Raw genomic sequence first — 25,129 nt, 5'->3', positions numbered from 1 at the left:
CCATGACCTATTCATTGCGTAAATTGGCCCTCGCTGCGGGCTGCATGCTGTTCGCCGGCCAACTGCTGGCCGCCGACGAACCCAAACGTCCGGAGTGCATCGCCCCGGCCTCCCCTGGCGGCGGTTTCGACCTGACCTGCAAACTGGTGCAAAGCGCGCTGGTCAACGAAAAATTGCTGAGCAAACCGATGCGGGTCACCTACATGCCCGGCGGCGTAGGCGCAGTGGCCTACAACGCAGTGGTCGCGCAGCGCCCTGCCGACGCCGGCACATTGGTGGCCTGGTCCAGCGGTTCGCTGCTGAACCTGGCCCAGGGCAAATTTGGTCGTTTCGACGAAAGCGCCGTGCGCTGGTTGGCGGCGGTCGGTACCAGCTATGGTGCGATCGCAGTCAAAAGCGACTCGCCCTACAAGAACCTCGACGATCTGGTCAAAGCCTTGAAGAAAGATCCAGGCAGCGTGGTGATTGGTTCCGGCGGCACCGTCGGCAGCCAGGACTGGATGCAAACCGCACTGATCGCCAAGGCTGCCGGGATCAACCCGCGTGAGCTGCGTTACGTCGCCCTCGAAGGCGGCGGCGAAATCGCCACGGCTCTGCTCGGCGGTCACATCCAGGTGGGCAGTACCGACATCTCCGACTCCATGCCGCACATCCTCAGCGGTGACATGCGCCTGCTGGCCGTGTTCTCCGAGAAGCGCCTGGACGAGCCGGAAATGAAAGACATCCCGACAGCCAAAGAGCAGGGCTACGACATTGTCTGGCCGGTGGTGCGCGGCTTCTACCTTGGGCCAAAAGTCAGCGATGCCGACTACGCCTGGTGGAAAGACGCCTTCGACAAACTGCTGGCCTCCGAGGAGTTCGCCAAGCTGCGTGACCAGCGCGAGCTGTTCCCGTTCGCCATGACCGGCCCGGAACTGGACACCTACGTGAAGAAACAAGTGGCTGACTACAAAGTGCTGGCCAAAGAGTTCGGCCTGATCCAGTAAACGCCCCTCCTTCCTTACGCGGCCACGCCCTCCTCCACAGGCGGCGTGGCCCAGGAGTTCGACATGCTTTTACAACGCATTTTTGCCGCAGTGCTGCTGCTGGCCTGTGCCGGCCTGGCGCTGATGGCCTGGCCGTATCAGGCGGCGTTTTCCTACGAGCCGGTGGGGCCTCGCGCCTACCCGCTGCTGATGCTCGGGCTGATGAGCCTGGCGCTGATCTACATGCTGTTTCGCCCGCAACCGACCCGGCACACCGAAGAAGAACCGGCGTTGGACCGCGATACCCTGGTCAAGATCGGCATCTGCGTCGCGCTGCTGCTGGTCTTCGCGGCAACGTTCGAACCGCTGGGCTTCATTCTCAGCAGCATGTTGATCGGTATTCCGATGGCACGCTTGTACGGGGGCCGCTGGTTACCGGGTGCAGTGATCATCACCTTGATCAGTGTCGGCCTTTATCTGCTGTTCGATAAAGCCATGGATGTCCCGCTGCCCCTGGGCCTGCTCAACGTTCTGGAGAACTGATATGGATACTTTCGGCTATTTGGGCCAGGGCTTCGGCGTCGCGTTGACCCCCTACAACCTGGTGACCGCCCTCTGCGGCACCTTGATCGGCACCGTGGTCGGCCTGTTGCCGGGCCTGGGCCCGATCAACGGCGTGGCGCTGCTGATCCCCATCGCATTCGCCTTGGGCCTGCCGCCGGAATCGGCGCTGATCCTGCTCGCGGCCGTGTACCTGGGCTGTGAATACGGTGGTCGCATCAGCTCGATCCTGCTGAACATCCCGGGCGAAGCCTCCACCGTGATGACCACCCTGGACGGTTACCCGATGGCCCGCAAAGGCCTGGCCGGCGTAGCGCTGTCGTTGTCGGCGTGGAGCTCGTTCATCGGCGCGCTTATTGCCACCTGCGGCATGGTGCTGTTTGCGCCGCTGCTGGCCAAATGGGCAATTGCCTTCGGTCCCGCGGAATATTTCGTACTGATGGTGTTCGCGATTGTCTGCCTGGGTGGTATGGCCGGCGACAAACCACTGAAAACCTTTGTGGCGGCACTGATCGGCCTGTTCCTCTCGGCGGTGGGCATCGACGCCAACAGTGGCGTGTACCGTTTTACCGGCGACAACATCCACCTCACCGACGGCATTCAGTTCGTGGTGCTGGTGCTGGGCCTGTTCTCCATCAGCGAAATCCTGTTGCTGCTGGAAAAAACCCACCGGGGCCAGGAAGCCGTCACCGCCACCGGCCGCATGATGTTCAACGTCAAGGAGGCTGCTTCGGTATTCCTGGTGAACATCCGCTGCGGCGTGCTGGGTTTCATTATGGGCGTACTGCCAGGTGCTGGCGCGACACTGGCCAGCGCGGTGGCCTACATGACCGAAAAACGTATCGCCGGCGCTTCGGGTGAATTCGGTAAAGGCGACAAACGCGGCCTCGCAGCGCCGGAAACAGCAATCGGCGCGGCGGCCTGTGGTGCGTTGGTACCGATGCTGACCCTCGGCGTACCGGGTTCAGGCACCACCGCGGTGATGATCGGCGCGCTGTCGCTGTACAACATCACCCCCGGTCCCCTGCTGTTCCAACAGCAACCGGACATCGTCTGGGGTCTGATCGCCTCGTTGTTTATCGCCAACGTCATGCTGGTGATCCTCAACATCCCGATGATCCGCATCTTCACGCGTATCCTCGCCGTACCGAACTGGGCGCTGGTGCCGGTAATCGCCATCATCACCGCGATTGGTGTGTATGCGGTGCATGCCACCACCTTCGACCTGTTCCTGATGATTGGCATCGGCATCTTCGGCTACATTCTGCGCAAACTGGACTTCCCGCTGTCGCCCGTGCTGCTGGGCTTTATCCTCGGTGGCCTGATGGAGCAAAACCTGCGCCGCGCGCTGTCGATCTCCAACGGTGGGCTGGAAATCCTCTGGTCGAGCCCGATCACCTTTGGTGTCTGGGTGCTGACGGCAATCATGCTGCTGGTGCCGCTGCTGCGTATTTGGCGCAAACGTGCCCAACAGCGTCGTGCCGTGGCCGATGTCTGAGGTCACCTTTAAGCAATGGTGGGGAACACCGCTGGTCGGCCTGGCTGGCGGTTACCTGGCCAGCCTCGTCGGCTGGCCATTGCCGTATATGGTCGGCTCGTTGCTGGCGATCATTCTGGTGCGTTGCCTCACTCCCTGGCAGTTGGCCGAGATACCCGGCGGGCGCAAATGCGGCCAATGGGTGGTGGGGATCGGCATCGGTCTGCACTTCACCCCGCTGGTGATCGAGCAGGTGATGAGCCACTTCGGCCTGATCTTCTTCGGTGCACTGGTGACCAGCCTGTCGAGCGTGGTGGGCGTGTGGCTGATGCGTCGCAGCGGTGAAGACCGTGCCACTGCATTTTTCTCCAGCATGCCCGGTGGTTCCGGTGAGATGGTCAACCTTGGTTCACGCAATGGCGCGGTGCTCAGCCGTGTCGCGGCGGGGCAAAGCCTGCGGGTGCTGGTGGTGGTGCTGTGTGTACCGGCGATCTTCAAGTATTTGCTGGAAGGCGGCGCCCCCCAGTTCCATCCTGCGCCGGTGAGCTGGGCCTGGCTGGCGCTGCTGTTTCCCCTCGGCGCGCTGGTGGCGTGGGGCTGGCAGCGCTTGCGTCAGCCCAACCCTTGGCTGTTCGGGCCATTGCTGGTGAGTGCCACCGCCAGCGTGGTGTGGGACCTGCATATCGGTTTGCCCGACGGCGGCAGCCAGATCGGCCAATGGCTGATCGGCAGCGGTTTGGGCTGCCACTTCAATCGCGAGTTCTTTCGCCGGGCCCCCTCGTTCATGGGCCGCACCTTGATCGGCACGGCCTTGACCATGGCGCTCGCAACATTGGCGGCGATGGGCTTGAGTGCCCTCACCCACCTGGACCTGCGCTCGTTGACCCTGGGCATGATGCCCGGCGGTATTGCCGAGATGAGCCTTACGGCCGAGACCCTGCAGCTTTCGGTGCCGCTGGTAACGGCGATGCAGGTGATGCGGTTGTTGTTTGTGTTGTTTCTGGCCGAACCCTTGTTCCGCCATTGGAACCGCCAGCCCGAGAAAACCTGAGCCTCAGAGTGGCGGCAATCGCCACTCAATCGGCGTCTCGCCATTCTGCTCAAGAAATTTATTGGTGCGGCTGAAATGCCCGCAGCCCAAAAAGCCCCGATACGCCGACAACGGTGACGGATGCACCGATGTCAGCACCAGATGCTTGGTGGCGTCGATCAGCTTCTGCTTGCCCTGGGCATGGGCGCCCCACAGCAAAAACACCAAATGCGGTTGATGCTCGCTGACCACTTCGATAATCCGATCGGTAAAAAACTGCCAGCCCTTGCCCGCGTGCGCATTGGCGTTGGCGCGCTCTACGGTCATGGTGGTGTTGAGCATCAATACACCTTGGTCGGCCCAGCTTTGCAGGTAGCCGTGGTTGGGGATGTCGATATTCAGGTCGCGCTTGAGCTCTTTATAGATATTGACCAGGGACGGCGGCGCCGGCACGCCCGGCTGTACCGAGAAACACAGGCCGTGGGCCTGGCCGGGGCCGTGGTACGGGTCTTGGCCGAGCACGACCACCTTGACCTTATCCAAAGGCGTTGAGTTGAGCGCGTTGAAAATCAGTGGGCCCGGCGGGTAGATCTCTTTGCCGGCGGCGTGCTCCTGGCGCAAAAACTCACGCAGTTGGGCCATGTAGGGCTTGTCGAACTCATCACGCAGGGCGTGTTTCCAGCTGGGTTCGAGTTTGATACGGTCGCCTTCGGTCATGGTGGGGTCATCGTGTAAAAAAGAATGCGCGAACCCTAGGAAAGCCGACCCCGCTTGTCAATTGATCTGACACACCACCGGCACTTTCCTTTGGCGCGACCATACTGATCTCTCACCTTCTCGATTGAGGCCACGATGAATCTGCATTTCGAAGAGCTGACCGGCAGCGCCGGTGCCCGTATTGGCATCGCCAGCCTGGACGCTGAAAAGTCCCTCAATGCCCTCTCCTTACCAATGATCCTGGCCCTGGGCGAACGCCTGGATGCGTGGGCCAAAGACCCGAACATCGTCTGCGTGCTGTTGCGTGGCAACGGCCCCAAGGCATTTTGCGCCGGTGGCGAGGTGCGTAGCCTGGCCCAGGCGTGCCGCGAGCAGCCGGGTGAAGTCCCGGCGCTGGCCGCGCAGTTTTTTGCCGCTGAATACCGCCTCGACTACCGCTTGCACACCTATCCCAAGCCGGTGATCTGCTGGGGCCACGGTTATGTGCTGGGCGGCGGTATGGGCCTGCTGCAAAGTGCGGCGGTGCGCATTGTCACACCCAGCAGCCGGCTGGCCATGCCCGAAATCAGCATCGGCCTGTATCCGGATGTAGGCGCCAGTTGGTTTCTGTCGCGCCTGCCAGGCAAGCTTGGTTTATTCCTCGGCCTCACCGGCGCGCACGTCAACGGCCGTGATGCCCTTGACCTGGGCCTGGCCGACCGCTTCTTGCGCGACGACCAACACGACGAACTGCTCGACGGCCTGTTGCAACTGAACTGGCAGGAACAGTCCGCGCTGCAACTCAACAGCCTGCTCAAATCCCTGGCCCAGGAAGCCCTCAACCAGCAACCCGAAGCCCAATGGTTGCCGCGCCGGGCGCAGATCGACGAGTGGCTGGATGTAGGCGACGTACGCGGTGCCTGGCGTGCCTTGAGCCTACTGCGCGATCACTCCGACCCGTTGCTCAGCCGGGCCGGTAACACATTAAGCGAAGGCTGCCCGCTGACCGCGCATCTGGTGTGGGAACAAATTCAACGCGCGCGCCATTTGTCCCTGGCCCAGGTGTTCCAGATGGAATACACCCTGAGCCTCAATTGCTGCCGCCATCCGGAATTCAGCGAAGGGGTACGCGCCCGTTTGATCGATAAGGACCAGACGCCCCACTGGCATTGGCCGGACATCAATACGGTGCCGGAGGCCGTGGTACAGGCGCATTTCAACAAGGCGTGGGAAGGCCGGCACCCGCTGGCCGACTTGTCCGACTACTGAGCATTGCCCGCCCACAAAAAAGCGGCGCTTGCTGCGCCGCTTGCCTGTCAACGGTGGCCGCCGCGGCCACCTCCATGGTCGCCACCGCGGCCGTGCCGACCATTGCCCCCATGATCGCCCCAGCCCTGGTTCGGGTACGGCCGGTAACCGGCCCTTGGCCCTGATGGGTAGTAGCGCGGTGCCGGCTGGTAATAACGCGGCGCAGAGTAGTAACGCGGTGCGGGCGCGTAATAGCGTGGCGAGGGGTAATAATCACGACGGTATTGATAGGCCGGACCACCCCCGTAGTAATACGCCGGCGCCGGTGAGGTGTAGACCTCGGATCGATAGTAGGTCGCGCCTCCATCGTAGTAGGGCACACAGGCGGTAAGGGTCAGACCGAGTAAAGCGCTGAGCAGCAGTCGTCGATACATGGCGGCCTCCTGGACCGCGGAAGAGCACCTCCAGCGACGCGGGAGGGCGGCATTCAGCTTTCACTGAATGACGAAATATCTGACATCAAAAACCGAATCTGGTGCCTTTTGGTAACAACTTGATACATGAACGCAGCAGGTGTTAGCGCTGACGCTGAGCACAGCTATCAATAGCTGTTAACCATCAAGTTACTTTATCGATTCACTAAATTCAGTTGGGCCGAAACTTTCTCGATTGCGACGATGTCACTATGCCATCGCACCAAGCCAGGGAGGCTCTAGCGTGTGTCCCTCGCCACTATCGCCGGATCCGAGCCATGAAAATTTCAACCAAGCTGCTGCTTTCTTTTCTACTGTGCGCCCTCGTCACCCTCGGGGTTGGGCTGTTGGGCATCAAAGGTGTTGTGCGGCTGGCCAACTCACTGGAAATGGCGTTCTCCAACAATCTCGTATCCGTCAGCAGCACGTCTGCCACCCTCAATGGCCTGGTCGCCCACAACCGTGGTTTGTACCGTTTGATGGATGCCAGCCAGGGTGACGTGTCCCAACAAGACCGCGACCGCGTGCGCCAGGACATCGCCAACGAACTGAAGAACAGCCAGGCCGCCTATAACACCTACCGCGCCACGGCGCTCGAAGATGACGAACGAGCGGCAGGCGACAAACTCGACCAGATCTGGCCCGCCTACATCAGCAGTTCGGACAGCATCATGTCGATGCTCGACAGCGGCCAGGTTGACCAAGCCCGAGCGCAGCTCAACAGCACCAACAATGAACTGTTCCGTCAGGCCCGCGCGCTGATCCGCGTGATGATCGAGTCCAATAACCGTCAGATCAAGGAAGGCGCCGTCGCCGCCGATGAGCTGCGTGACAGCGCGTTGACCTGGATGATCAGTGGCATTGTCCTGGCCTTTATCATCGCCCTCATCATCGGTGTGCTGATCACCCGCCTGATCACCCGGCCTATCGCCCAGGCGGTCGAGAACGCGCAGCGCATCGCCAAGGGCGACCTGACCCAGGCCATCGTCACCAACCGCACCGATGAAGCCGGGCAATTGCTGATGGCGCTCTCGGATATGCAGGGCGGCTTGAAAAGCACCCTCCTGGAAATCGCCAACGCCTCCGACCAGCTCGCGTCTGCCGCCGAGGAGCTGAGCGCGGTCACCGAAGAAAGCAGCCGTGGCCTGATCCGCCAGAATGACGAAATCCAACAAGCCGCCACCGCCGTCAACCAGATGACTGCTGCCGTGGACGAAGTCGCAAGCAATGCCGTGTCCACCTCCGAAGCCTCACGCCAGGCCACCGCAGAAGCCGAGGACGGTCGCCAACAAGTGCAAGAGGCCGTGTCCGGCATGAGCTCGATGGTGGTGGAGATTAACGAATCGACACAATCGGTCGAGGACCTGGCCAATCAGGTGCGCGAGATCGGCAAGGTGATCGATGTGATCCGCAGCATCGCCGACCAGACCAACCTGCTGGCGCTGAATGCGGCGATCGAAGCGGCCCGCGCCGGCGAACAAGGCCGCGGTTTTGCGGTGGTTGCCGACGAGGTGCGGGCCTTGGCCCATCGCACCCAGACCTCCACGGTCGATATCGAGAAAATGATCGGCGCGGTGCAGGTCGGCGCCGATGGTGCGGTAGCGGCCATGAACAAAAGCATGACCTGGGCCAACAATACCCAGACCCTCGCGCAAAACGCCGGTCAAGCGCTGCAACGCATCACTGCCAGCGTGGCGAAGATCAACGAGCGTAACCTGGTGATCGCCTCCGCCTCCGAAGAGCAGGCCCAAGTGACCCGCGAAGTGGACCGTAACCTGCTCAACATTCAGGACCTCTCGACCCAGACTGCCGCCGGCGCCAATCAGACCAACGCGTCCAGTCAGGACCTTTCCCGCCTGGCCACGTCGTTCAATGTGCTGGTCAGCAAGTTCCAGCTGTAAGTAGCCTGCCGAGGGTTGGCGCTGTATCGTGCAGGTCCAAGTGAACCTTGCCCGATGCAGCCCCAGCCAATGACCACACCAACCCTCTGCCCCGCCTGCGGTGCTCGCAACGACTGCACCCTGGCCGACCCGCGCACGGTCGACCAACCCTGCTGGTGTTACAGCGTCACCGTCGATCCTGCGGTGCTCCAAGCCTTGCCTGAGGCATTACGCAACAAGGCCTGCCTGTGTCCGCGTTGCGCGCGGGTCGATGAACAATTGCGCAATCGCGATGCGGGTTGATCGGTTCCTCAGCAACTTGCCGCGTTTCAACCGTCAGCAGGTTCGCCTGCTGCTGGCTGAGCGGCGGGTGAGCGTCGATGGAATGGCGGTCAGCGACCCACACCATGAGGTGCGCGAGTTCAGCCGCGTGTGCGTTGATGACGAAGAGATGCAGGCAGGTAAACCGGCGCGTTATTTCATGCTGCACAAGCCCAAGGGCTGCGTGAGCGCCACAGCGGACCCACAACACCCGACAGTGCTCGACCTGTTGGATGAAATGGATAAGGACGAACTGCATATCGCCGGGCGTCTGGACTTCAACACCACCGGGCTGATGCTGATCACCAACGACGGCCAGTGGTCGAGGCGTCTGACGCAACCGACGACCAAACTGCCCAAGATCTATCTGGTTGAAACGCAAGAGCCTATCGGTCCTGAATACGCGACTACTTTTGCCGCGGGCCTGTACTTTGCGTTTGAAGACCTAACCACCCGACCCGCCGTGTTGGACGTGTTGGGCCCCACTACAGCGCGCCTGAGCATCGTCGAAGGCCGTTACCATCAGGTCAAGCGCATGTTCGGGCACTTCAACAATAAGGTGATTGCCTTGCATCGCGAGCGCATGGGGCCGCTTGTGCTGGATGCTGAACTCGCGCCCGGCCAATATCGAGCGTTGACCGATGAGGAAATCCGCCAGGTGTAATGACCGTTCGGCCGGTGATGGCAAAAACCTATTTGCGCGACTTGCGACATCCTCAACCTGTGCTTGACTGCACATCACCAGCCAACTTATGACTGGTGAGTCGCCTATAACCTCCAAGAGACACCTTGCCCTCGCCCGCGCTTGATCTGCGGGCCCTCCAGGCAACCAGCCCGCCATAACAACACCCGCCGGCCAGCCGTTATCGGACCGACATGGGCCTCATTCTCCAGGCGTATGCCTACCTGTCACAAAGCTCGTGCAGAGTTATCTGCGCGCCCTACCCGCTTGCCAGGAGTCTTACGACATGAGGCCAGAAATCGCTGTGTTGGATATACAGGGTCAGTATCGGGTTTACACGGAGTTCTATCGCGCGGACGCTGCTGAAAAGACCATTATCCTGGTCAACGGCTCCATGGCCACCACGGCATCCTTCGCCCAAACCGTGAAAAGCCTGTACCCACAGTTCAATGTGGTTTTGTACGACCAGCCCTACGCCGGCCGCTCCAAAATCCATAACCGTCATGAGCAAATGCTGACGAAGGAAGTCGAGGGCCAGATTCTTCTGGAACTGATCGACCACTTCGCCGCCGAACACGTACTGTCATTCTCCTGGGGCGGCGCCGCCACTCTGGTCGCCCTCGCCCAGCGCCCACGCCGCGTGGAAAAGGCCGTGATCAGCTCGTTCTCACCGGTGATCAACGCGCCCATGCGCGAATACCTTGAGCGCGGCGTCGACTACCTCGGCAACCTCGACCGCGACCGCGTCGGCCACCTGGTCAACAGCACCATCGGCAAACACCTGCCATCGCTGTTCAAACGCTTTAACTACAAACACGTGAGCAGCCTGGCCGAACACGAATACGGGCAGATGCACTTCCACATCAGCCAGGTGCTCAACAGCGACCGCCTGTGCTACCTCAAGGCGGCCAAGGCCATCGATATACCCGTGCTGTTCTTGAACGGAGAATGGGACGAATACACCAGTGCAGAGGATGCCAGACAGTTCGGCAACTACGTGACCAACAGCAGCTTCAGCACCATCCAGGCGACGGGGCATTTTCTGGATATGGAACACAAGGCGGCGTGCCGGGACAGTCAGCAAGCGGTCGTCGGCTTTTTGAAAGCGCAGCGGCAGGTCAGCCGATTGCGTTGTCACAGCAGTCAGACACAGCACGCATTTGCGATTTGAAATGATGATTCACTGCGATGCTCATTGTGGCGGGCAAGCTTGCTTGCTCACCACAACCTGCACATTTTCAAAGAAAAACTTCAAATCCCGATGAAGTTCTGGTACAAAGTCAGCCGCTCTGAGCGGGTATAGTTTAGTGGTAGAACGAAAGCTTCCCAAGCTTTAGATGAGGGTTCGATTCCCTCTACCCGCTCCACTCTCATTTTGTTCTCGCGTCAGGATGCTGCTGACATGGGAATGTAAAAAAACCGGCTAAATGGCCGGTTTTTTTATGGCTGCGATTTGAGTTCGAAGCATCTGCCACAGAATTTGCGCCTCGAAACCTGTACAAATCCATAATTCTGTACAAGTATCAGACCTTGAACACCGGCATCACGCCGCGTGTGATCAAGGGGCCAGGCAATGCCACGTCTTCTGGTTTCATTGTTCCTGATACTCAGCCTATGCAGCTGCACAGGCGTTGGGGTAGACCACTATGCCGACCAAAAACCAACGTTGGACCTGGCGCGCTTCTTCAGTAAACCCGTCAAGGCCTGGGGCATCTTCGAGAAGCGCTCGGGTGAAGTGGCCAAGCGCTTCGAGGTGGACATCGCCAGCCGTCGCGAGGGCGATAACCTGATTCTCGACGAACACTTTCTTTACAGCGATGGCACCCGCCAGCGCCGCGTATGGACGCTCACACCCGACGGCCCTGGGCGCTGGCGCGGACGCGCCGGTGACGTGGTCGGCGAGGCCATTGGCGAGATCGCCGGGAATGCATTGCGTTGGCGCTATCGCCTCAACCTGCCGGTGGATGGCTCGGTGTACGAAGTAAGTTTTGACGACTGGATGTACCTGATGGACGAAGACACGATGATCAACCGGTCGAGCATGTCCAAGTTCGGCGTGGAGTGGGGCCAGGTCACGTTGTTCTTTCGTCGCCAATAAACCCGAAAGCGAGGGTGAATCATGAATGTGCAGAGGCTGACCGAACTGGCCGGAAAAGGTGAAGTGCGCGGGCTGGAGCTGCTGTCACTGGAGGGTGGTTTCTACATCGCCCGTGTGAAACTCGACAACATCGAGATGACGTTGCTGGACGACAACGGCAAGCCGATGCGTATCCGCTCCACCACGCATTTACGCGACCTGTTGCAGCACGTTCCGCCGTTCCCGTGTGAACTGGTGCAGCAATGTGCGCATGATGAAATGTGCGGGGTTCGTGATGGCCCCATTGGTGCGCTGCGCATCCCTTTTTCCCTGGGGACTGTTTTTTAACAGGCATGGCGCCATGAGATAGCCCCCACGGCACCGGCCGAATGGCGACAGAGATCACAACCAGCGTCAGCCAAAACAGGGTGTACAGCGTACACAAAGCCGCCTGCCCAAGGTTGAACGGCAGCAGGCCGAGGTACAAACCCACGTAGGTAAACGCCGTATGTGCCGTTGCTGGTATTGACCCCGACTGAAACAAAAAATGTGCTGACGTCACCAAGTACCTGGGCAAGGCGCAGAAACTCAACATCACCCTGCCAGGTTATCTGCTCAATCGCATTGACGAATGCGTTCTGCACCACCCGGAAGAGAAAAGCCGCTCGGGGTTTCTCGCGTCCGCAGCGCTTAAGGTGCTGCAACAGGATCGGTAGGATCAGACCTCACCGAACTGAACGAGGGCTCGTTGACCGTGGGACACCCGCTCGCTACTCAGGACCAGGCTTGCGTTAGCGTTCCCCCTATTCCAGGCCCTGAGACATTTGATCGCAAGAAACGTAGTTTGCATCCTGAAGGGGGGCGCTACAGTCACCACGTCATCTTTAACAGCCGCCCCTTGAGGAGCCCGCTCATGCCCTGCGAATACACGCTCATGCCCTCCCCTGTCGGCCAGCTCACGCTGGTGGCGCGCGATGACAAACTCAGTGCGATTCTGTGGGAGTGCGAACGCGCCAACCGTGTGCGCCTGGGCGAGTTGCGCGAGGCCAACGACTGCCCGGTGCTGCTGGAAACCGAGCGTCAGTTGCAGGAGTACTTCGCCGGTACGCGCAGTACGTTCGAGCTGGAACTGGACTTCACCGGCACTGACTTTCAGAAACAAGTGTGGCAGGCCCTGTTGACCATCCCCTTCGGCGAAACCCGCAGCTACAGCCAGATCGCCCGGCAGATCGGCAACCCCAACGCCGTGCGTGCGGTCGGTGCCGCCAACGGGCGCAATCCCATCTCGATCATCGCCCCTTGCCATCGCGTGATCGGTGCGTCCGGCGGGCTGACCGGTTTCGCGGGAGGCCTTGCGGCCAAGCGGTATCTGCTCGCCCTGGAAGGCACGGGGCAGGCCGAGCTGATGTACTGAGCCCCATAAAAAACGGCGGTTGGATCTGATCCAACCGCCGTTTTGCCTTTATGCAAACAGCCTCAACCGTCGCCTTGATGCCCTTTGCCATAAGTCGAAGCCAGGGCTCGGGCTTTCTGCAGACGCTCCTCCAATTTGGGCAGCGTCTCATCTACCAAGGCTTTGATTTCAGGGACGTCCGAGGCCGCGCCTTCCTTCTTGAACAGGGCGATGGCGTCCTCGTTTTCCTTGACCTGTTGCGCAGTGTAGGCCGCGTCGAAAGAGTCGCCGTCCTTTAATTCCGGCATCAGGGTCTCGGCTTTGTCGACGATCTTTTCCCGTGGTGCCACCGGCAGGTCGAGCTTCTTGGCAATGGCCGCCAGGTGCTGGTTGGCCAGGGTGCGCTCATTGATCACCTCGATGGTGTAGTCCTTGATTTCCTGGGACGAGGTTTTGGCGTGGGCCATGCGACTGGTTTCGATATCGGCCATGCCTTTGGCCGAAGCCTGCTCAATGAATTCAGCAGGCGACTGGGCGAAAGCATTGCTGGCGCCGAGGCCCAGCAGCATCGCAAAACTGGCGGTGCGTAACCGGATAGCCATGCGGCTCATGATGGGTTCCTCCAGGGCAAAAATGAGTGCGGGGAATACACACCCGCCCTGAATTCGAATTTTCAACGCGGCAAAGGTTTAGAAAAAACTTGCCCGCGCGACGAACGGTCGATGTTCTCTCAAGCCGGTCTACTGCCAAACAGACCAGGCAACGCGTGCGCCAGCGCATTGATGGCGAAGCCGATAAACATGAGACCGCAGAGCTTTGTGATGAGGATTTCATGACGCTGGTACACCGTGCGCACGCGCTGTGCGCCGACCACACCGATCAGGATCGCGTAGGCCAGCATGCCACCGATAAAGCTCAGGAAGATCAACCATGGCAGCATCGACCAGGTCAGCAGCTCGGCCCGGCTGGACAGCAACGCAGTAAAGGTGGCCACCGCCACCGGGTAAGCCTTCGGGTTGGTCAGGCCAAACAGAATGCCGTGCCAGAACGGATGCCGCGCTGCCCCCTGAGGCGCATCGCTGCTGCGGCGCTGGGTGCGTATCGCGCGCCAGCCAAGCCAGAACAAGTACAGCCCGCTCAGCACGCCGAGCACATCGAATGCAGTGCTGCCGACTTCCCGCGCGCCGACAATCGCAATCAGCGCCGTACTGCACCACACCACGTCACCCAGCAAATGCCCACACAAAAACCCCGCGCCGGCGCGACGCCCACGGGCGGCGCCGATACCGAACACGGCCAGGACGCCGGGGCCAGGGGTAATGCCGTAAATAAAGCCCGAAGCAAGGACAGCGAGCAGCAGAGATGGGGTCATGGGCGCGACTCTGAAGAGTAATCAAGTGGATGAATTCTGCATGTTCTCGCCGTTAAAAACGACCACGCTGATTGCCCGTACCAAGGTCTACGCCAACACACCCTGCACGCGCCCGATCAACCACTGCAGCCCCGAATCGCCTCCCCGCCGCGCATGCCAGGCCAGCTCGAACGCAAACGAGGGAATATGAAACGGCGGCGGCACGGCCAACAATGGCGGATCGATATGCAACAGCCCTCGCGACGATACGGTCAGGATCAGGTCCGTGCCCTCAATCAACTGCGGCGCCACGCCCCAGTGCGGCAGGCTGATCGCCACATGCCGCCGCTCACGAATGAGGGTCAACGCCCGTTCGATTTCCGGGGTTCCGCTGCCACGCATCTCCAACAGCACATGGGGTCGCGACAGGTAGGTGGGCAGATCAAGGGTGGCGTTTTCTGGCAGGCTGTTGCGGTCCACCAGGCAGGTGTAGTGCTCTTCGAATAACGGCGTCGTGCGCAGTTCCGCGGGCATGTCAGGGAACACACCCGCCGCCAGGTCGAGGTCGCCATTGAGCACGCCGTCCACCATGCCTTCGCGGCTGGCCTGGATAATCTGCAAATCGATGCCCGGCGCTTCAAGGCGTAGCATGCGGACCAATTTGGGCAAGAAAATCGCCGCACTGTAGTCCGACATCGCCACACGAAAGCGACGTTTGGCCGAGGCCGGCTCAAAACGGTTAGGCGCCAGCAGCGCCTGCACCTGGGCCAGGGCTTCAGTCAGCGGTGCGGTCAACTCGAGAGCGCGAGCGGTGGGGACCAATGTGCCGCCCTGGCGCACCAGCAACGGATCACCCAGCAAGTCGCGCAAGCGCGCCAAGGCGTGGCTGACTGCGGGCTGGCTCAGATGCAAGCGCTCGGCGGCGCGGGTGACGTGTTGCTCGCAGAGCAAAGCGTCGAGGATCACCAACAGGTTAAGGTCGACACGGCGAAGATCATTCATAAGCTGCATGGCCGGCATAACTATTTGGAATTTAAATTTGCGCGACGAATAACCTAGAGTCCAGCAAAACCTCTGGGAGATTCGACATGACAACGTGGCATTGGGCAGGAGTGTTGACGCTGGCGGTGATTGCCGGGGCCGTGGTGCCGTTTCAAAGTGCGATCAACGCCAACCTCGGGCGCGGGCTCGGCCACCCTTTGTGGGCCACCCTGGCGTCGCTGCTGGTGAGCATTATCCTGTTGCTACCGGTGATAATCGCCCTGCGCCTGCCCTTTCCGAGCCTGACGTTCATCAGCCAGGCACCGTTGTGGATGTGGGCCGGCGGTGCATTTGGCGTGTGCTTCATTTCACTGGCGCTGATGCTGCTGCCAGCGCTGGGCGCGTCGGGGTTTATCGCCCTGGCCCTGGCCGGGCAGATGCTGGCCTCGCTGCTGCTCGATCACTTCGGCCTGTTTGGCCTGCTTGAGCGTCAACTGACAACGCCCCGTGTGCTCGGGGCGTTGCTGTTGATCAGCGGTGTGGCGTTGATTCAGTTCAGCAGCGCGCCGGCCAAAGCCCTGGCCGCTGCGTGAAACTCCCTCAGCGCTTGTCGGAGGTACGCATCTTCTGCGGCAGCCCCCACATCAGCAGCGCCGCGGCAATCAATGCGAACACGCCGATGGCATAGAGTGCAGGGGTGGTGCTGCCGGTCATGTCCTTGATACGCCCCACCATCACCGGGCTGACGATACCGCCCAATTGCCCCAGGGTGTTGATCAACGCAATCCCGCCCGCCGCACCGGCTCCGGCACCTGCCAGCAGTTTGGGCGGCAAGGTCCAGAACGTCGGGATCGACGCGATGATACCGGCGCCCAGGAAGCCCAGCGCAATGATCAGGAAGGTGGTGTGGTTATCAAAAATCCCGGCGCAGAAGAAGCCTATCGCGCCCAGCACCACCAACCCACTGACGAATTTGCGTCGCTCGCCCGTCGCATCAGACCATCGCCCCACCACGATCATGGTGATGGCGCCGCAGATGTAAGGGATGGCCGTCAACAAACCAATCACCACCGGGCTTTCGATGCCCGTGCTGCGGATCAATTGCGGCGCCCAGAAATTGAGGCCGTAGGACGCCACCTGGATCAGGAAGTAGATCAGGCCCAGCATCAGGAAGCCCGGTATGCGCACGGCCTGGAGCAACGAGCCTTTTTTGTGCTCCTCATGCACCGCAATGCGGCTGGCCAACAAGGTTTTTTCTTCGGGGCTCAGCCAGGGCGCATCTTCGATGCGATCCTTGAACTGCGTCAGCACCATCCACGCCAGCGCAATGCACGGCAAACCGCCGAGCAGGAACAACCAATGCCAACCGCGCATTTGCAGGGCGCCGTCCAAGTGCTCCAGCACCAACCCGGAAAACGGCGCGCCCACCAGCCCCGCGAATGCTGACGCGAGGAACAGCATCGAGGTAATCCGCCCGCGGAAATCCTGGGGAAACCATAGCGTCAGGTAATACAGCACGCCCGGAGCAAAACCGGCCTCCATGGCACCGATCAAAAAGCGCAGCGCGTAGAATTGCCATTCCGTCGTGACGAACACCATGGCGGCGGTCGCAAGCCCCCATGACACCATGATCCGTGCAATCCAGCGCCGCGCGCCGACCTTGTACAGCATCATGTTGCTCGGCACTTCAAAAAGCACGTACCCCACCACGAACAGGCCCGCCCCCAGGCCGTAAGCGGTATTGCTCAAGCCAAGGTCGGCTTGCAGCTGAAACTTGGCGAAGCTGATGTTGATTCGGTCGAAGAAGGCGAACAGATAGCACACCATGATCAGCGGCATCAGGTGCCAGGCGACCTTTTTAACCACGGCTTTGATGGCATCGTCTGTACCTGCCGGGCGCGCGCCGGCCTCTAACGTATTAGTGCTCATTGTTGTTCTCCAGCGGACTGCTCTCAGGCGTCCGGTTGTTTTTGTTGTGTGGTGCGGCGTTACAGCGTGGCGATGTACGCCGGTGGTGGATGCAGGTCACTGTTACGCCCGGCCTTGACCACCTGGCCGGGCAACTCATGCCCCAACAAGGCGGGTAAACGACGGGACAGTGTCAGCAGGTGTGGCAGGTCGATGCCGGTGTGAATCCCCACTTCCTCACACAGGTTGACCAAGTCTTCGGTACAGATATTGCCCGACGCCCCCGGCGCAAACGGGCAGCCACCCAGGCCACCAAGCGCCGCGTCAAACCGTCGGGCACCGGCCTCATAAGCGGCCAGCACATTGCACAATCCCAAACCGCGGGTGTTGTGGAAATGCAGGGTCAGGTCGCCCGCGGGGACCTCTTGCAACACGCGTCCGACCAGGCGCGACACCTGGCGCGGGTTGGCCATGCCAGTGGTGTCCGCCAGGGTGATGCCCTGGATGCCCAGCTCACGATAAGCCCGCACGATCTGCAGCACGCGGTCTTCGTCGATCCTGCCTTCGAACGGGCAGCCAAAGGTGGTGGCGATGCTGCCGTTGAGGAGCACCGGATAGTCGGCGGCAAAGCTGACGACATCGGCAAACGCCGCCAGCGAGGCTTCGCAGCGCATGCGCATATTGGCCAGGTTATGGGTCTGGCTGGCCGACATCACCAGGTTCAGCTCATCGGCGCGGGCCTCGATGGCGCGCTGGGCGCCCTTGAGGTTGGGAATCAGCGCCACGTAAATCACCGAGGCGCTGCGCTCGATACCCTGGAACACCTGCTCGCCGTCGCGCAACGCCGGGATGGCCTTGGGCGAGACGAAAGAGCCGGCCTCGATCCGCGAAAACCCTGCAAGGGACAGTTGGTCGATCAGCGCGATCTTGTCGGCCGTTTCGACCCAGGTCGGTTCGATTTGCAGGCCATCGCGCGGCGAGACTTCCTGCACGATCAGCGGGTCGCCATAGTCCTGAATCATTGCACCACTCCGCGGGTTTTAAGACGTTGAATATCGGCAGCGCTGAGGCCCAGGCTGCCAAGGATGCCGTCGGTGTGCTGCCCCAACGCCGGGCCTGACCAGTTCACCGCGCCGGGGGTCTCGGAGAGCTTGGGCACAATGCCCGGCATCTTCACCGACACACCGCCGGGCAACTCGGCATTGAGCAACATGTCACGTGCCTGGTAGTGCGGGTCGCTGACGATGTCCGCCACCGAGTAGATACGCCCGGCCGGCACTTCGGCGGCTTCCAGTGCGCTGAGCACCTGCTCGATAGGCCGGCTGCTGGTCCAGTGGGTGATCGCCGCATCGAGTACGCCACTCTGCGCCGCACGACCATCGTTGTGGGCAAACTCGGGCGCCTCGGCCAGGTCGACGCGGCCGATGGTGGTCATCAGGCGCTTGTAGATGGGGTCGCTGTTGCCGGCAATCACCACATAGGCGCCATCGGCGGTCAGGTAGGTATTGGACGGCGCAATGCCGGGCAGCGTACCACCGCTGCGCTCACGCACATGGCCGAGCATGTCGTATTCCGGCACCAGACTTTCCATCAGATTGAACACGCTTTCGGCCAGGGACACGTCGACAATCTGCCCATCGCCCTGGCCGGTCTTGACCCGCAGCAGCGACATCAGTGCGCCGATGACGCCATGCAAGGAGGCCAACGAATCACCGAGGCTCACCCCCACCCGCGCCGGTGGCGAATCCGGGTTACCCGTGGTGTAACGGATACCGCCCATGGCCTCGCCGATCGCCCCGAAGCCTGGACGGTCGCGGTAAGGGCCGGTCTGGCCGTAACCGGAGATGCGCACGAGGGTCAGCTTGGGGTTAAGGGCATGCAGCACCTCCCAGCCCAGGCCGAGTTTCTCCAGACCGCCGGGGCGCAGGTTTTCGATGAGGACGTCGGCGTCGCCGAGCAGTTGTTTGATCAGGTCCAGGCCTTCGCTGGACTTAAGGTCCAGCGCCAGGGACTGCTTGTTGCGCGATTGCAGGTACCACCACAGCGATGTGCCTTCGTGCAGCTTTCGCCATTTGCGAAGCGGGTCGCCCTGGCCAAGGGACTCGATCTTGATCACCTCGGCACCAAACTCGGCCATCAGCCGCGCGGCGAACGGTGCGGCAATCAGGGTGCCGATCTCGATCACCTTGATCCCGCTCAACGGAGCCGTCATGGGGTGTACCTCTTATTCTTGGAATGTGGACCAAGGCTAGAGGAGTGCGGCAGAAGAAATCCAACCGTCAGTGGGCAAGGTTCGTTCGCCAAACGCGAACGCTCAGCGAATCTTCCGTAGGAAAGGGCTGTCAGCCTGTTTCAGGGAAGGCGTTGAGAGGCTCAGGTAGTCAAACAGCAATCGACTCACCGGCGACAACTGCGCCTCATCACGCGCCACCAGGATCAAGCGCCGTTCCGACCAGGCGTCGGTCAACGGCACCGCGTGCAAACCGAGCGCACGGCCGAATAACTCATAGGCTTTTTGCGGCAGGATACCGATGCCCATATTGGCCTGGACCATGCGGCACATCGCATCGAAACCCGGCACATGGATGCGCAGGCGCAGCATCTCGCCGGCCTCGCGTGCAGCGGCATGGGTGCGCATATTGATCGAGCTGGCGGCGTGCAGGCCCACGTAATCGCTGCCCAGGGTTTCACTGAATGCCAGGCTGTCACGCGCGGCCAGCGGATGATCGGCGGGCATCAGCACCACCAGTTTGTCGAGACGGTAGGTCACGCTGGGCAAGCCTTTGGTGTCGGTGTCGCACGAGCAGATGCCCAGGTCCGCCACCCCGTCCAGCACGCCTTGCACCACGCCGGTACTGGGACGCTCTTCAAGGTCGGTTTTGATTTCGGGGTGCCGTTCGCTGAAGTCGCGCAGGTCTTCGGGCAGGAACTGAATGATTGCCGACAGATTGGCCAGCATCCGCACATAGCCGCGCACGCCGTGGCTGTGTTCGCCCAACTCCAGGCCCATTTTTTCGACGTTGAACAGCATCTGCCGGGCGTGGTGCAACAGGGTTTCGCCGGCTGCCGTCAGGTCCATGCCCTTGGCGCGACGCACGAACAGGCTCACGCCCAGCACGTGTTCCAGCTCCATCAGACGCTTGCTGGCGGCCGACACCGCAATGGCTTCGCGGGCGGCGGCGCGAGTCAGCGTGCCCTCTTCGAACACGGCGACAAACAGCTGCAGAGTGATCAGGTCAAGGCGGCGCACCAGGCTCTTGTGCAACATCAGTGCCCCCCGCCGGCCAGGCGGTTGATCTCGGCCTGCTCCACCACCGCCTGCGGCGCGCCTTGACGCACCGCCTGCAACATCGCGCGGCCAACGCTCTCGGTGCTCACCACCCAGCCCGGTTTGACCCGGCGCAGCAATGACAACAGCGGGCCGAATACGGCATAAAAACCCCGGTACAACGGCGTCTTTGACCGCACACCGTGCAATGGCTGAATGACCCCGGGCCGGAACAGGTACACCGCCTTGAACGGCAAGCGCAGCAACGCATTCTCGGTCTTGCCCTTGACCCGCGCCCACATCGACTTGCCCGCTTCGGAACTGTCGGTGCCGGCGCCGGACACATAGATAAACGTCATCTGCGGGTTGAGCCGCGCCAAGGTGCTGGCAGCGACTAACGTCAGGTCGTAGGTGAGGTGGGTGTAGCGGGCCTCGTTCATGCCCGCCGACGACACGCCGAGGCAGAAGAAGCAGGCATCAAAGCCTTGCAACAGGTTTTCCAGAGGATGGAAATCCAGCATGTCGCTGTGCAGCACTTGGTGCAACTTGCCGTGTTCCTGGGTCAAGGGCGTACGGCCAACGGCGACGACTTCCTGGACATCGGCGGCCAATAGGCATTCACGCAGAACACCCTGGCCGACCATGCCGGTGGCGCCGAATAACAGAACTCTCATAAGGGGACCTCAGCGGCAAGCCGCACGCTTGATGCTCAAGTTGAACGCATTCGACCTGTAGCTTAACGCGTGCGGCTGGAGGCTGCCCCTATCAAAACGCGCTGCGAAAGATCTCCTCAATCTGACGCTGGTCGGCCCGCCGTGGGTTGGTCAGCCCACACGCGTCCTTCAACGCATTGGTGGCCAACAACGGAATGTCCTGCAACTTGGCGCCCAGTTCACGCAGACCGGCCGGGATTTCGACGTCTTTGGCCAGGCTGCGAATGGCGGCGATGGCGGCTTGGGCGCCCTCTTCATCGGTGATGCCCTGGGTGTCGGCGCCCAATGCGCGGCCTACGTCGCTCAGGCGTTTGGCGCTGACGCTGGCGTTGAAGCTTTGCACATGGGGCAGCAGCACCGCGTTGCACACGCCGTGGGGCAGGTCGTAGAAACCGCCCAGTTGGTGGGCCATGGCGTGTACGAAGCCCAGGGACGCGTTGTTGAAGGCCATGCCCGCGAGGAACTGCGCATAGGCCATGTTTTCGCGCGCGGCTTTGTCGCTGCCGTCACGCACGGCCAGGCGCAGGTTGGCGCTGATCAGTTCGATGGCTTTGATGGCACATGCGTCGGTGATCGGCGTGGCAGCGGTGGATACGTAGGCTTCGATGGCGTGGGTCAGGGCGTCCATGCCGGTGGCGGCGGTGAGGCCCTTGGGCATGCCGACCATCAGTGACGGGTCGTTGACCGACAGCAGCGGGGTAACGTTGCGGTCGACGATGGCCATTTTTACGTGGCGGGTTTCGTCGGTGATGATGCAGAAGCGGGTCATCTCACTGGCGGTGCCGGCGGTGGTGTTGATGGCCACCAGTGGCAGTTGCGGCCTGGTCGATTGGTCGACGCCTTCGTAGTCGCCGATATGCCCGCCATTGGTGGCGCACAAGGCAATGCCCTTGGCGCAGTCATGGGGCGAACCGCCACCCAGGGACACCACGAAATCACAGGCACTTTGCTGCAACAGCGCCAAGCCTTTTTCGACGTTGTCCACATTGGGGTTGGGCTTGGCGCCGTCGTAGATCACGGAGTCAATGTCCTGCATCGCCAGTTTCTCGGCGATCATCCTGGCCACGCCCGCCTTCGCCAGGCCGGCATCGGTAACGATCAACGCCTTGCGAAACCCGTAGTTGCGAATGGCGTTCATGGCTTCGTCGAGGCAGTCGGTGCCCATGATGTTGACGGCGGGAATGAAGAAAGTGCTGCTCATGGCGAATCCTCGGATAACGTTTATGCCTACAGCATCGACCTCACTGGCCAGCGGCATCTTGACCAGGATCAACGCCGGCTCGTGATAAAGTCCGCGTTCAGCCGATTTCGAGTAGACCCGCCACAATGAAGGATTTCCAGGATATTGACGCCCACCTTGAAGACTGGAGCGCACTGCGCAGCGCCATCAACTTCAGCGGGATTCTGATCGGCAACGGCGCAAGCCGCACGATTTGGGAAGACTTTGCCTACGACTCGCTGTTCGAAAACGCACGCACCGTGGAAGAAAAGCCCCTGAGCCAATCCGAACTCAGCGTGTTCGATGCCCTGCAGACCCGCAGCTTCGAGCAGGCACTCGGCGCGCTGAAAACCACCAGCCGGGTCAACAAGGCCCTGGCGGTCAGCTCGGCAGCACCGCGCAATCGCTACTACGCGATCAAAGAAGCGTTGATCAATACCATCCACAGCGTGCACATCCCATGGCGCCTGGTGCAGCCGTCGACGCTGGCGACGATCAACGCCGAGTTGAAGCACTACTCGACCGTGTTCACCAGCAATTACGACCTGCTCAATTACTGGGCGATCCTGCATACCCCTGGCATCGACGACCTGTTCAACAGTGCCGACGCCAGCTTCGACCTGTGCCAGACCCACACCGACGCCACCCGCATCCTGTACTTGCACGGCGGCCTGCATCTGGTGCGCAACCTCGATGGCACCGCGCGCAAATTGCCATCCACCGACAGCACCTTGCTCAGCAGTTTTGCCATCAACCAGACGATCAAGACCCTGGACGATGTGCCGCTGTTCGTCAGCGAAGGCCACGTGCAAGAGAAGCTCAAGACCATCCGCAGTTCGGATTATCTGGCGTTCTGTTATGAGCAACTGCTGACCCATAAGGGCGCGCTGTGCATCTTCGGCCATGACTTGGGGCCGCAGGATAAACACCTGGTGGATGCGATTCGCCAGGCCCGGCCGAGCACCCTGGCGATATCGGTGTCGGGGCGCAGCGACGGGTTTATTCGTCAGCAGAAGCGGCGCTATTCGCAGTTGTTTGACGGCACGGGCGTGGCGTTGCGGTTCTATGCGGCGCGCACCCATACGTTGGGTAATCCAGCGTTGTCGGTGCCTGTCGAACGCTGATTGCCTGAACAAAGAAGGGCAAATGTGGGGGCTGCTCGCACGCATTTTTATCTGCGTACAAGCTTTACATGGAGACAAATGACAATAGTTCTCGATATCATTCACGACTTTTCTACGTCGTGCTTCGTCAAGAAGGATATCCATGTCTCGTCCCAAGCCCGACCCCGTGTCGGCCGATGCCTTTCGCGGGTTTTATACGGATATTCTGTATTTCCTGCGCAGACGCACGGACAACGCCAGCGATGCGGCGGACATGACCCAGGATGTCTTCACCCAATGGCTGGACTACCGCGACCGGGCAGCGGTCGAGCAGCCACGGGCGTTCCTGTTCCAGATGGCGCGCAATCTGCTGCGTGACCACTGGCGCAAACAGAAGGTACGGCAAAGCGTCCACCCGCATCAGGCCGACACGGACGCCGAGCCGGTCACCGACGAGCAAAACGAACCCCTGGCCGCCGCTCAGCGCCTGCAACGCCTGGAACAGTTGAAAGAAGTCCTCTGCGAACTCTCGCCGCGCAGGCGAGAAGCCCTTATGCTGCACCGCTTCGAAGGCCTGAGCCAGGCGCAGATCGCGCACCGCATGGGCATTTCAACCAGCATGGTGGAAAAGCACATCGCTTTTGCCCTGCTGCATTGCAAGCGACGCCTTCAAAATGACCCCGGCACGGAGCAGCCAGAATGAACCGCCTGAGCGATACCGACGCCCTGGATATCGACGACAGCGACGCCATCGATGCCCAAGCCGCCAGTTGGTTTGCCCGCAACCGTAACGACGCCAACCGCGCCGACCGCAAAGCCTTTGCCGCCTGGCAGGCGGTGCCTGCGCATGCCCGGGCGTATGCCGACTTTGAACAACTGTGGGCCGACCTGGGCCAGCTCCAACAACTGAATAAACCCGTGGCGCTGCCTGCACGCAAGGTCTCGCTGTGGCGCCCCACCCTGGCCGTGGCCGCGGCCTTGTTGTGCGCCGTACTCTCCACCCAGATCGGCGCGCCACGCGCGAGTTATCACACCCAGGTCGCGGCGCTTGCCAAGGGCATGCGCACGTTGGCTCTGCCGGACGGCAGCACCTTGTACGTGAACGCCAACACCCGCCTGCGCGTGGATTTCACCGCGCACCAACGCGTCGTGCATCTGGACACAGGCCAGTTGTACATCGAAGTGGCCGCCGACAAGGAACGGCCGCTGTTCGTGCAAGCCGGCGAGGCCAGTGTGCGCGTGGTCGGCACCGGGTTTGACGTGCGGCGCAGCCCGCAACAGCTGGTGGTCAGCGTTGCCCATGGCCAGGTCGCCTTCGAACCGGACGCAAAAACCCCCGCCACCCTGCTGAGCGCCAGGCAACTCGCCAGCTACGACTACGCAAAGGGCACCGTGCAGCAACAAACCCTCACGAATGAAGAGGTCGCCGACTGGCGCAGCGGGCACTTGTCGTTTCGCGACCGCGAACTGGTCAGCCTGATCGACGAACTGAGCCTGTACCGCCCTCAAGCGCCGTTGCAAGTCAGCAATGCGGTGGCGCACCTGAAGGTCTCGGGCAACCTTGATGTCAACGACCCCGACGCCCTGCTCAATGCCCTGCCCGCCCTGCTGCCGGTAAAAACCGTGGCCTCGGCAGATGGCAGCGTGCGGATTGAACCGAACAAATAAACGGCCCCGGAACACACTTGAGAATATTTTGCATTCGCATGTGTGGTTTTTTTGAGCTGCCCCGTCTTCCTCCGGTCTGCGTTTGATACGCACGCCTTTTTGGCTATTTAGCCGC

General features: G+C 61.2%; 27 protein-coding genes, 1 tRNA gene and 2 pseudogenes. 19 read left to right on the top strand and 11 right to left on the bottom strand.

Going from position 1 to position 25,129, the window contains the following annotated elements; genetic code table 11:
- Window positions 1–2: 2 nt before the first annotated feature.
- The 4 genes from PSH59_RS06995 (at window position 3) to PSH59_RS06980 (ending at window position 4,054) form a co-directional block, all read left to right on the top strand.
- Window positions 3–986, top strand: coding sequence for a tripartite tricarboxylate transporter substrate binding protein (locus PSH59_RS06995; protein ID WP_282445816.1), 984 nt, complete (start codon window positions 3–5; stop codon window positions 984–986).
- A gap of 63 nt (window positions 987–1,049) precedes the next feature.
- Window positions 1,050–1,508 (top strand): tripartite tricarboxylate transporter TctB family protein, encoded by a 459-nt coding sequence (locus PSH59_RS06990; RefSeq protein ID WP_248076829.1) that lies wholly within the window; start codon window positions 1,050–1,052, stop codon window positions 1,506–1,508.
- Between the two features lies 1 nt (window position 1,509).
- The gene (locus PSH59_RS06985) at window positions 1,510–3,024 is read left to right on the top strand and encodes a tripartite tricarboxylate transporter permease (protein ID WP_305394635.1); all 1,515 of its coding nucleotides are present in this window, start codon (window positions 1,510–1,512) and stop codon (window positions 3,022–3,024) included.
- A complete protein-coding gene (locus PSH59_RS06980; protein ID WP_248076833.1) occupies window positions 3,017–4,054 on the top strand; it encodes an AbrB family transcriptional regulator in 1,038 nt (345 codons plus the stop codon). Before PSH59_RS06985 ends, PSH59_RS06980 begins: the two co-directional genes overlap by 8 nt.
- 3 nt (window positions 4,055–4,057) lie before the next feature.
- On the opposite strand, the gene ung is transcribed toward PSH59_RS06980, so the two are convergent.
- The gene (ung, locus tag PSH59_RS06975) at window positions 4,058–4,750 is read right to left on the bottom strand and encodes a uracil-DNA glycosylase (RefSeq protein WP_248076835.1); all 693 of its coding nucleotides are present in this window, start codon (window positions 4,748–4,750) and stop codon (window positions 4,058–4,060) included.
- Between the two features lie 135 nt (window positions 4,751–4,885).
- Between ung and PSH59_RS06970 the strand changes: the two genes are divergently transcribed.
- A complete protein-coding gene (locus PSH59_RS06970) occupies window positions 4,886–5,998 on the top strand; it encodes an enoyl-CoA hydratase/isomerase family protein (RefSeq protein WP_248076837.1) in 1,113 nt (370 codons plus the stop codon).
- A gap of 47 nt (window positions 5,999–6,045) precedes the next feature.
- On the opposite strand, the gene PSH59_RS06965 is transcribed toward PSH59_RS06970, so the two are convergent.
- Complete coding sequence (locus PSH59_RS06965) at window positions 6,046–6,411, bottom strand: hypothetical protein (protein WP_248076839.1); 366 nt, start codon at window positions 6,409–6,411, stop codon at window positions 6,046–6,048.
- Window positions 6,412–6,662: 251 nt separating this feature from the next.
- On the opposite strand from PSH59_RS06965, the pseudogene PSH59_RS26245 reads away from it, so the two are divergent.
- The 10 genes and pseudogenes from PSH59_RS26245 to PSH59_RS06920 all read left to right on the top strand — a co-directional run.
- A pseudogene (locus PSH59_RS26245) lies at window positions 6,663–7,445 on the top strand (MCP four helix bundle domain-containing protein); the annotation flags it as partial.
- Between the two features lie 27 nt (window positions 7,446–7,472).
- Window positions 7,473–8,351 carry a methyl-accepting chemotaxis protein gene (locus tag PSH59_RS26240; RefSeq protein WP_370694414.1) on the top strand — a complete coding sequence of 293 codons (879 nt, stop codon included), beginning with the start codon at window positions 7,473–7,475 and terminating at the stop codon, window positions 8,349–8,351.
- A 69-nt stretch (window positions 8,352–8,420) separates the two neighbouring features.
- Window positions 8,421–8,633 (top strand): cysteine-rich CWC family protein, encoded by a 213-nt coding sequence (locus tag PSH59_RS06955; RefSeq protein ID WP_305394633.1) that lies wholly within the window; start codon window positions 8,421–8,423, stop codon window positions 8,631–8,633.
- Window positions 8,623–9,315 carry a 16S rRNA pseudouridine(516) synthase gene (locus PSH59_RS06950; RefSeq protein WP_248076848.1) on the top strand — a complete coding sequence of 231 codons (693 nt, stop codon included), beginning with the start codon at window positions 8,623–8,625 and terminating at the stop codon, window positions 9,313–9,315. Before PSH59_RS06955 ends, PSH59_RS06950 begins: the two co-directional genes overlap by 11 nt.
- Window positions 9,316–9,619: 304 nt before the next feature.
- Window positions 9,620–10,504: an alpha/beta fold hydrolase gene (locus PSH59_RS06945; protein ID WP_305394632.1), complete on the top strand. Its 885-nt coding sequence runs from the start codon at window positions 9,620–9,622 to the stop codon at window positions 10,502–10,504.
- 122 nt (window positions 10,505–10,626) lie between these two features.
- Window positions 10,627–10,700: transfer RNA gene (locus tag PSH59_RS06940), tRNA-Gly, on the top strand.
- A 206-nt stretch (window positions 10,701–10,906) separates the two neighbouring features.
- The gene (locus tag PSH59_RS06935) at window positions 10,907–11,431 is read left to right on the top strand and encodes a DUF3833 domain-containing protein (RefSeq protein WP_248076855.1); all 525 of its coding nucleotides are present in this window, start codon (window positions 10,907–10,909) and stop codon (window positions 11,429–11,431) included.
- Window positions 11,432–11,452: 21 nt separating this feature from the next.
- Window positions 11,453–11,758, top strand: a complete 306-nt coding sequence (locus PSH59_RS06930; RefSeq protein WP_248076857.1) for a DUF6482 family protein — start codon at window positions 11,453–11,455, stop codon at window positions 11,756–11,758.
- A gap of 206 nt (window positions 11,759–11,964) precedes the next feature.
- Window positions 11,965–12,126: pseudogene (locus PSH59_RS06925) on the top strand (type II toxin-antitoxin system HicB family antitoxin); the annotation flags it as partial.
- A 197-nt stretch (window positions 12,127–12,323) separates the two neighbouring features.
- Complete coding sequence (locus tag PSH59_RS06920) at window positions 12,324–12,824, top strand: methylated-DNA--[protein]-cysteine S-methyltransferase (RefSeq protein ID WP_248076860.1); 501 nt, start codon at window positions 12,324–12,326, stop codon at window positions 12,822–12,824.
- A 62-nt stretch (window positions 12,825–12,886) separates the two neighbouring features.
- Here PSH59_RS06920 and PSH59_RS06915 read toward each other — a convergent pair whose 3' ends face one another.
- The 3 genes from PSH59_RS06915 to PSH59_RS06905 all read right to left on the bottom strand — a co-directional run bounded on the left by PSH59_RS06915 (window position 12,887) and on the right by PSH59_RS06905 (window position 15,165).
- Window positions 12,887–13,414: a DUF4142 domain-containing protein gene (locus tag PSH59_RS06915; protein ID WP_005785958.1), complete on the bottom strand. Its 528-nt coding sequence runs from the start codon at window positions 13,412–13,414 to the stop codon at window positions 12,887–12,889.
- 119 nt (window positions 13,415–13,533) lie between these two features.
- Entirely contained in the window at window positions 13,534–14,175 is a 642-nt protein-coding gene (locus PSH59_RS06910; protein WP_305394631.1) for a LysE family translocator, read from the bottom strand.
- A gap of 87 nt (window positions 14,176–14,262) precedes the next feature.
- Window positions 14,263–15,165: a LysR family transcriptional regulator gene (locus PSH59_RS06905; RefSeq protein WP_305394630.1), complete on the bottom strand. Its 903-nt coding sequence runs from the start codon at window positions 15,163–15,165 to the stop codon at window positions 14,263–14,265.
- A 77-nt stretch (window positions 15,166–15,242) separates the two neighbouring features.
- Here PSH59_RS06905 and PSH59_RS06900 point away from each other — a divergent pair, with 77 nt between their 5' ends.
- Complete coding sequence (locus tag PSH59_RS06900) at window positions 15,243–15,728, top strand: DMT family transporter (protein WP_248076868.1); 486 nt, start codon at window positions 15,243–15,245, stop codon at window positions 15,726–15,728.
- 7 nt (window positions 15,729–15,735) lie between these two features.
- Here PSH59_RS06900 and PSH59_RS06895 read toward each other — a convergent pair whose 3' ends face one another.
- The 6 genes from PSH59_RS06895 to yiaY all read right to left on the bottom strand — a co-directional run bounded on the left by PSH59_RS06895 (window position 15,736) and on the right by yiaY (window position 22,225).
- On the bottom strand, window positions 15,736–17,064 hold the full coding sequence (locus PSH59_RS06895; RefSeq protein WP_305394629.1) for an MFS transporter: 1,329 nt from the start codon (window positions 17,062–17,064) through the stop codon (window positions 15,736–15,738).
- 59 nt (window positions 17,065–17,123) lie between these two features.
- On the bottom strand, window positions 17,124–18,065 hold the full coding sequence (locus PSH59_RS06890; RefSeq protein ID WP_305394628.1) for a hydroxymethylglutaryl-CoA lyase: 942 nt from the start codon (window positions 18,063–18,065) through the stop codon (window positions 17,124–17,126).
- Window positions 18,062–19,255 carry a CaiB/BaiF CoA-transferase family protein gene (locus PSH59_RS06885; protein WP_305394627.1) on the bottom strand — a complete coding sequence of 398 codons (1,194 nt, stop codon included), beginning with the start codon at window positions 19,253–19,255 and terminating at the stop codon, window positions 18,062–18,064. The genes PSH59_RS06890 and PSH59_RS06885 overlap by 4 nt, the downstream gene beginning before the upstream one ends.
- Before the next feature lie 102 nt (window positions 19,256–19,357).
- The gene (locus PSH59_RS06880) at window positions 19,358–20,311 is read right to left on the bottom strand and encodes a LysR family transcriptional regulator (protein ID WP_305394626.1); all 954 of its coding nucleotides are present in this window, start codon (window positions 20,309–20,311) and stop codon (window positions 19,358–19,360) included.
- Window positions 20,311–20,985, bottom strand: a complete 675-nt coding sequence (locus tag PSH59_RS06875) for an NAD(P)H-binding protein (RefSeq protein ID WP_305394625.1) — start codon at window positions 20,983–20,985, stop codon at window positions 20,311–20,313. The genes PSH59_RS06880 and PSH59_RS06875 overlap by 1 nt, the downstream gene beginning before the upstream one ends.
- A gap of 91 nt (window positions 20,986–21,076) precedes the next feature.
- Window positions 21,077–22,225 carry an L-threonine dehydrogenase gene (yiaY, locus tag PSH59_RS06870; RefSeq protein ID WP_305394624.1) on the bottom strand — a complete coding sequence of 383 codons (1,149 nt, stop codon included), beginning with the start codon at window positions 22,223–22,225 and terminating at the stop codon, window positions 21,077–21,079.
- Window positions 22,226–22,350: 125 nt separating this feature from the next.
- Here yiaY and PSH59_RS06865 point away from each other — a divergent pair, with 125 nt between their 5' ends.
- The 3 genes from PSH59_RS06865 to PSH59_RS06855 all read left to right on the top strand — a co-directional run bounded on the left by PSH59_RS06865 (window position 22,351) and on the right by PSH59_RS06855 (window position 25,014).
- A complete protein-coding gene (locus PSH59_RS06865; protein WP_248076883.1) occupies window positions 22,351–23,367 on the top strand; it encodes a DUF4917 family protein in 1,017 nt (338 codons plus the stop codon).
- A 142-nt stretch (window positions 23,368–23,509) separates the two neighbouring features.
- Window positions 23,510–24,049, top strand: a complete 540-nt coding sequence (locus tag PSH59_RS06860; RefSeq protein ID WP_305394623.1) for an RNA polymerase sigma factor — start codon at window positions 23,510–23,512, stop codon at window positions 24,047–24,049.
- Entirely contained in the window at window positions 24,046–25,014 is a 969-nt protein-coding gene (locus tag PSH59_RS06855) for a FecR domain-containing protein (RefSeq protein ID WP_305394622.1), read from the top strand. The genes PSH59_RS06860 and PSH59_RS06855 overlap by 4 nt, the downstream gene beginning before the upstream one ends.
- Window positions 25,015–25,129: the final 115 nt, after the last annotated feature.

The organism is Pseudomonas sp. FP2309 (assembly GCF_030687575.1).
Lineage (GTDB): Bacteria > Pseudomonadota > Gammaproteobacteria > Pseudomonadales > Pseudomonadaceae > Aquipseudomonas.
The sequence above is the reverse complement of the archived record's forward strand: the minus strand, read 5'-3'. Positions and strand labels throughout refer to the sequence as shown.

Bases quoted from the DNA above. Each gene is read 5' to 3' on its own strand.
- PSH59_RS06895 (WP_305394629.1), bottom strand. From the start codon at position 17,064: ATGAGCACTAATACGTTAGAGGCCGGCGCGCGCCCGGCAGGTACAGAC.
- PSH59_RS06970 (WP_248076837.1), top strand. From the start codon at position 4,886: ATGAATCTGCATTTCGAAGAGCTGACCGGCAGCGCCGGTGCCCGTATT.
- PSH59_RS06955 (WP_305394633.1), top strand. From the start codon at position 8,421: ATGACCACACCAACCCTCTGCCCCGCCTGCGGTGCTCGCAACGACTGC.
- PSH59_RS06910 (WP_305394631.1), bottom strand. From the start codon at position 14,175: ATGACCCCATCTCTGCTGCTCGCTGTCCTTGCTTCGGGCTTTATTTAC.
- PSH59_RS06920 (WP_248076860.1), top strand. From the start codon at position 12,324: ATGCCCTGCGAATACACGCTCATGCCCTCCCCTGTCGGCCAGCTCACG.
- PSH59_RS06890 (WP_305394628.1), bottom strand. From the start codon at position 18,065: ATGATTCAGGACTATGGCGACCCGCTGATCGTGCAGGAAGTCTCGCCG.
- PSH59_RS06935 (WP_248076855.1), top strand. From the start codon at position 10,907: ATGCCACGTCTTCTGGTTTCATTGTTCCTGATACTCAGCCTATGCAGC.
- PSH59_RS06885 (WP_305394627.1), bottom strand. From the start codon at position 19,255: ATGACGGCTCCGTTGAGCGGGATCAAGGTGATCGAGATCGGCACCCTG.
- PSH59_RS06905 (WP_305394630.1), bottom strand. From the start codon at position 15,165: ATGCAGCTTATGAATGATCTTCGCCGTGTCGACCTTAACCTGTTGGTG.
- PSH59_RS06930 (WP_248076857.1), top strand. From the start codon at position 11,453: ATGAATGTGCAGAGGCTGACCGAACTGGCCGGAAAAGGTGAAGTGCGC.
- ung (WP_248076835.1), bottom strand. From the start codon at position 4,750: ATGACCGAAGGCGACCGTATCAAACTCGAACCCAGCTGGAAACACGCC.
- PSH59_RS06875 (WP_305394625.1), bottom strand. From the start codon at position 20,985: ATGAGAGTTCTGTTATTCGGCGCCACCGGCATGGTCGGCCAGGGTGTT.
- PSH59_RS06945 (WP_305394632.1), top strand. From the start codon at position 9,620: ATGAGGCCAGAAATCGCTGTGTTGGATATACAGGGTCAGTATCGGGTT.
- PSH59_RS06915 (WP_005785958.1), bottom strand. From the start codon at position 13,414: ATGAGCCGCATGGCTATCCGGTTACGCACCGCCAGTTTTGCGATGCTG.
- PSH59_RS06880 (WP_305394626.1), bottom strand. From the start codon at position 20,311: ATGTTGCACAAGAGCCTGGTGCGCCGCCTTGACCTGATCACTCTGCAG.
- PSH59_RS06965 (WP_248076839.1), bottom strand. From the start codon at position 6,411: ATGTATCGACGACTGCTGCTCAGCGCTTTACTCGGTCTGACCCTTACC.
- PSH59_RS06855 (WP_305394622.1), top strand. From the start codon at position 24,046: ATGAACCGCCTGAGCGATACCGACGCCCTGGATATCGACGACAGCGAC.
- PSH59_RS06980 (WP_248076833.1), top strand. From the start codon at position 3,017: ATGTCTGAGGTCACCTTTAAGCAATGGTGGGGAACACCGCTGGTCGGC.
- PSH59_RS06990 (WP_248076829.1), top strand. From the start codon at position 1,050: ATGCTTTTACAACGCATTTTTGCCGCAGTGCTGCTGCTGGCCTGTGCC.
- PSH59_RS06985 (WP_305394635.1), top strand. From the start codon at position 1,510: ATGGATACTTTCGGCTATTTGGGCCAGGGCTTCGGCGTCGCGTTGACC.
- PSH59_RS06900 (WP_248076868.1), top strand. From the start codon at position 15,243: ATGACAACGTGGCATTGGGCAGGAGTGTTGACGCTGGCGGTGATTGCC.
- yiaY (WP_305394624.1), bottom strand. From the start codon at position 22,225: ATGAGCAGCACTTTCTTCATTCCCGCCGTCAACATCATGGGCACCGAC.
- PSH59_RS06950 (WP_248076848.1), top strand. From the start codon at position 8,623: ATGCGGGTTGATCGGTTCCTCAGCAACTTGCCGCGTTTCAACCGTCAG.
- PSH59_RS06865 (WP_248076883.1), top strand. From the start codon at position 22,351: ATGAAGGATTTCCAGGATATTGACGCCCACCTTGAAGACTGGAGCGCA.
- PSH59_RS06995 (WP_282445816.1), top strand. From the start codon at position 3: ATGACCTATTCATTGCGTAAATTGGCCCTCGCTGCGGGCTGCATGCTG.
- PSH59_RS26240 (WP_370694414.1), top strand. From the start codon at position 7,473: ATGGCGCTCTCGGATATGCAGGGCGGCTTGAAAAGCACCCTCCTGGAA.
- PSH59_RS06860 (WP_305394623.1), top strand. From the start codon at position 23,510: ATGTCTCGTCCCAAGCCCGACCCCGTGTCGGCCGATGCCTTTCGCGGG.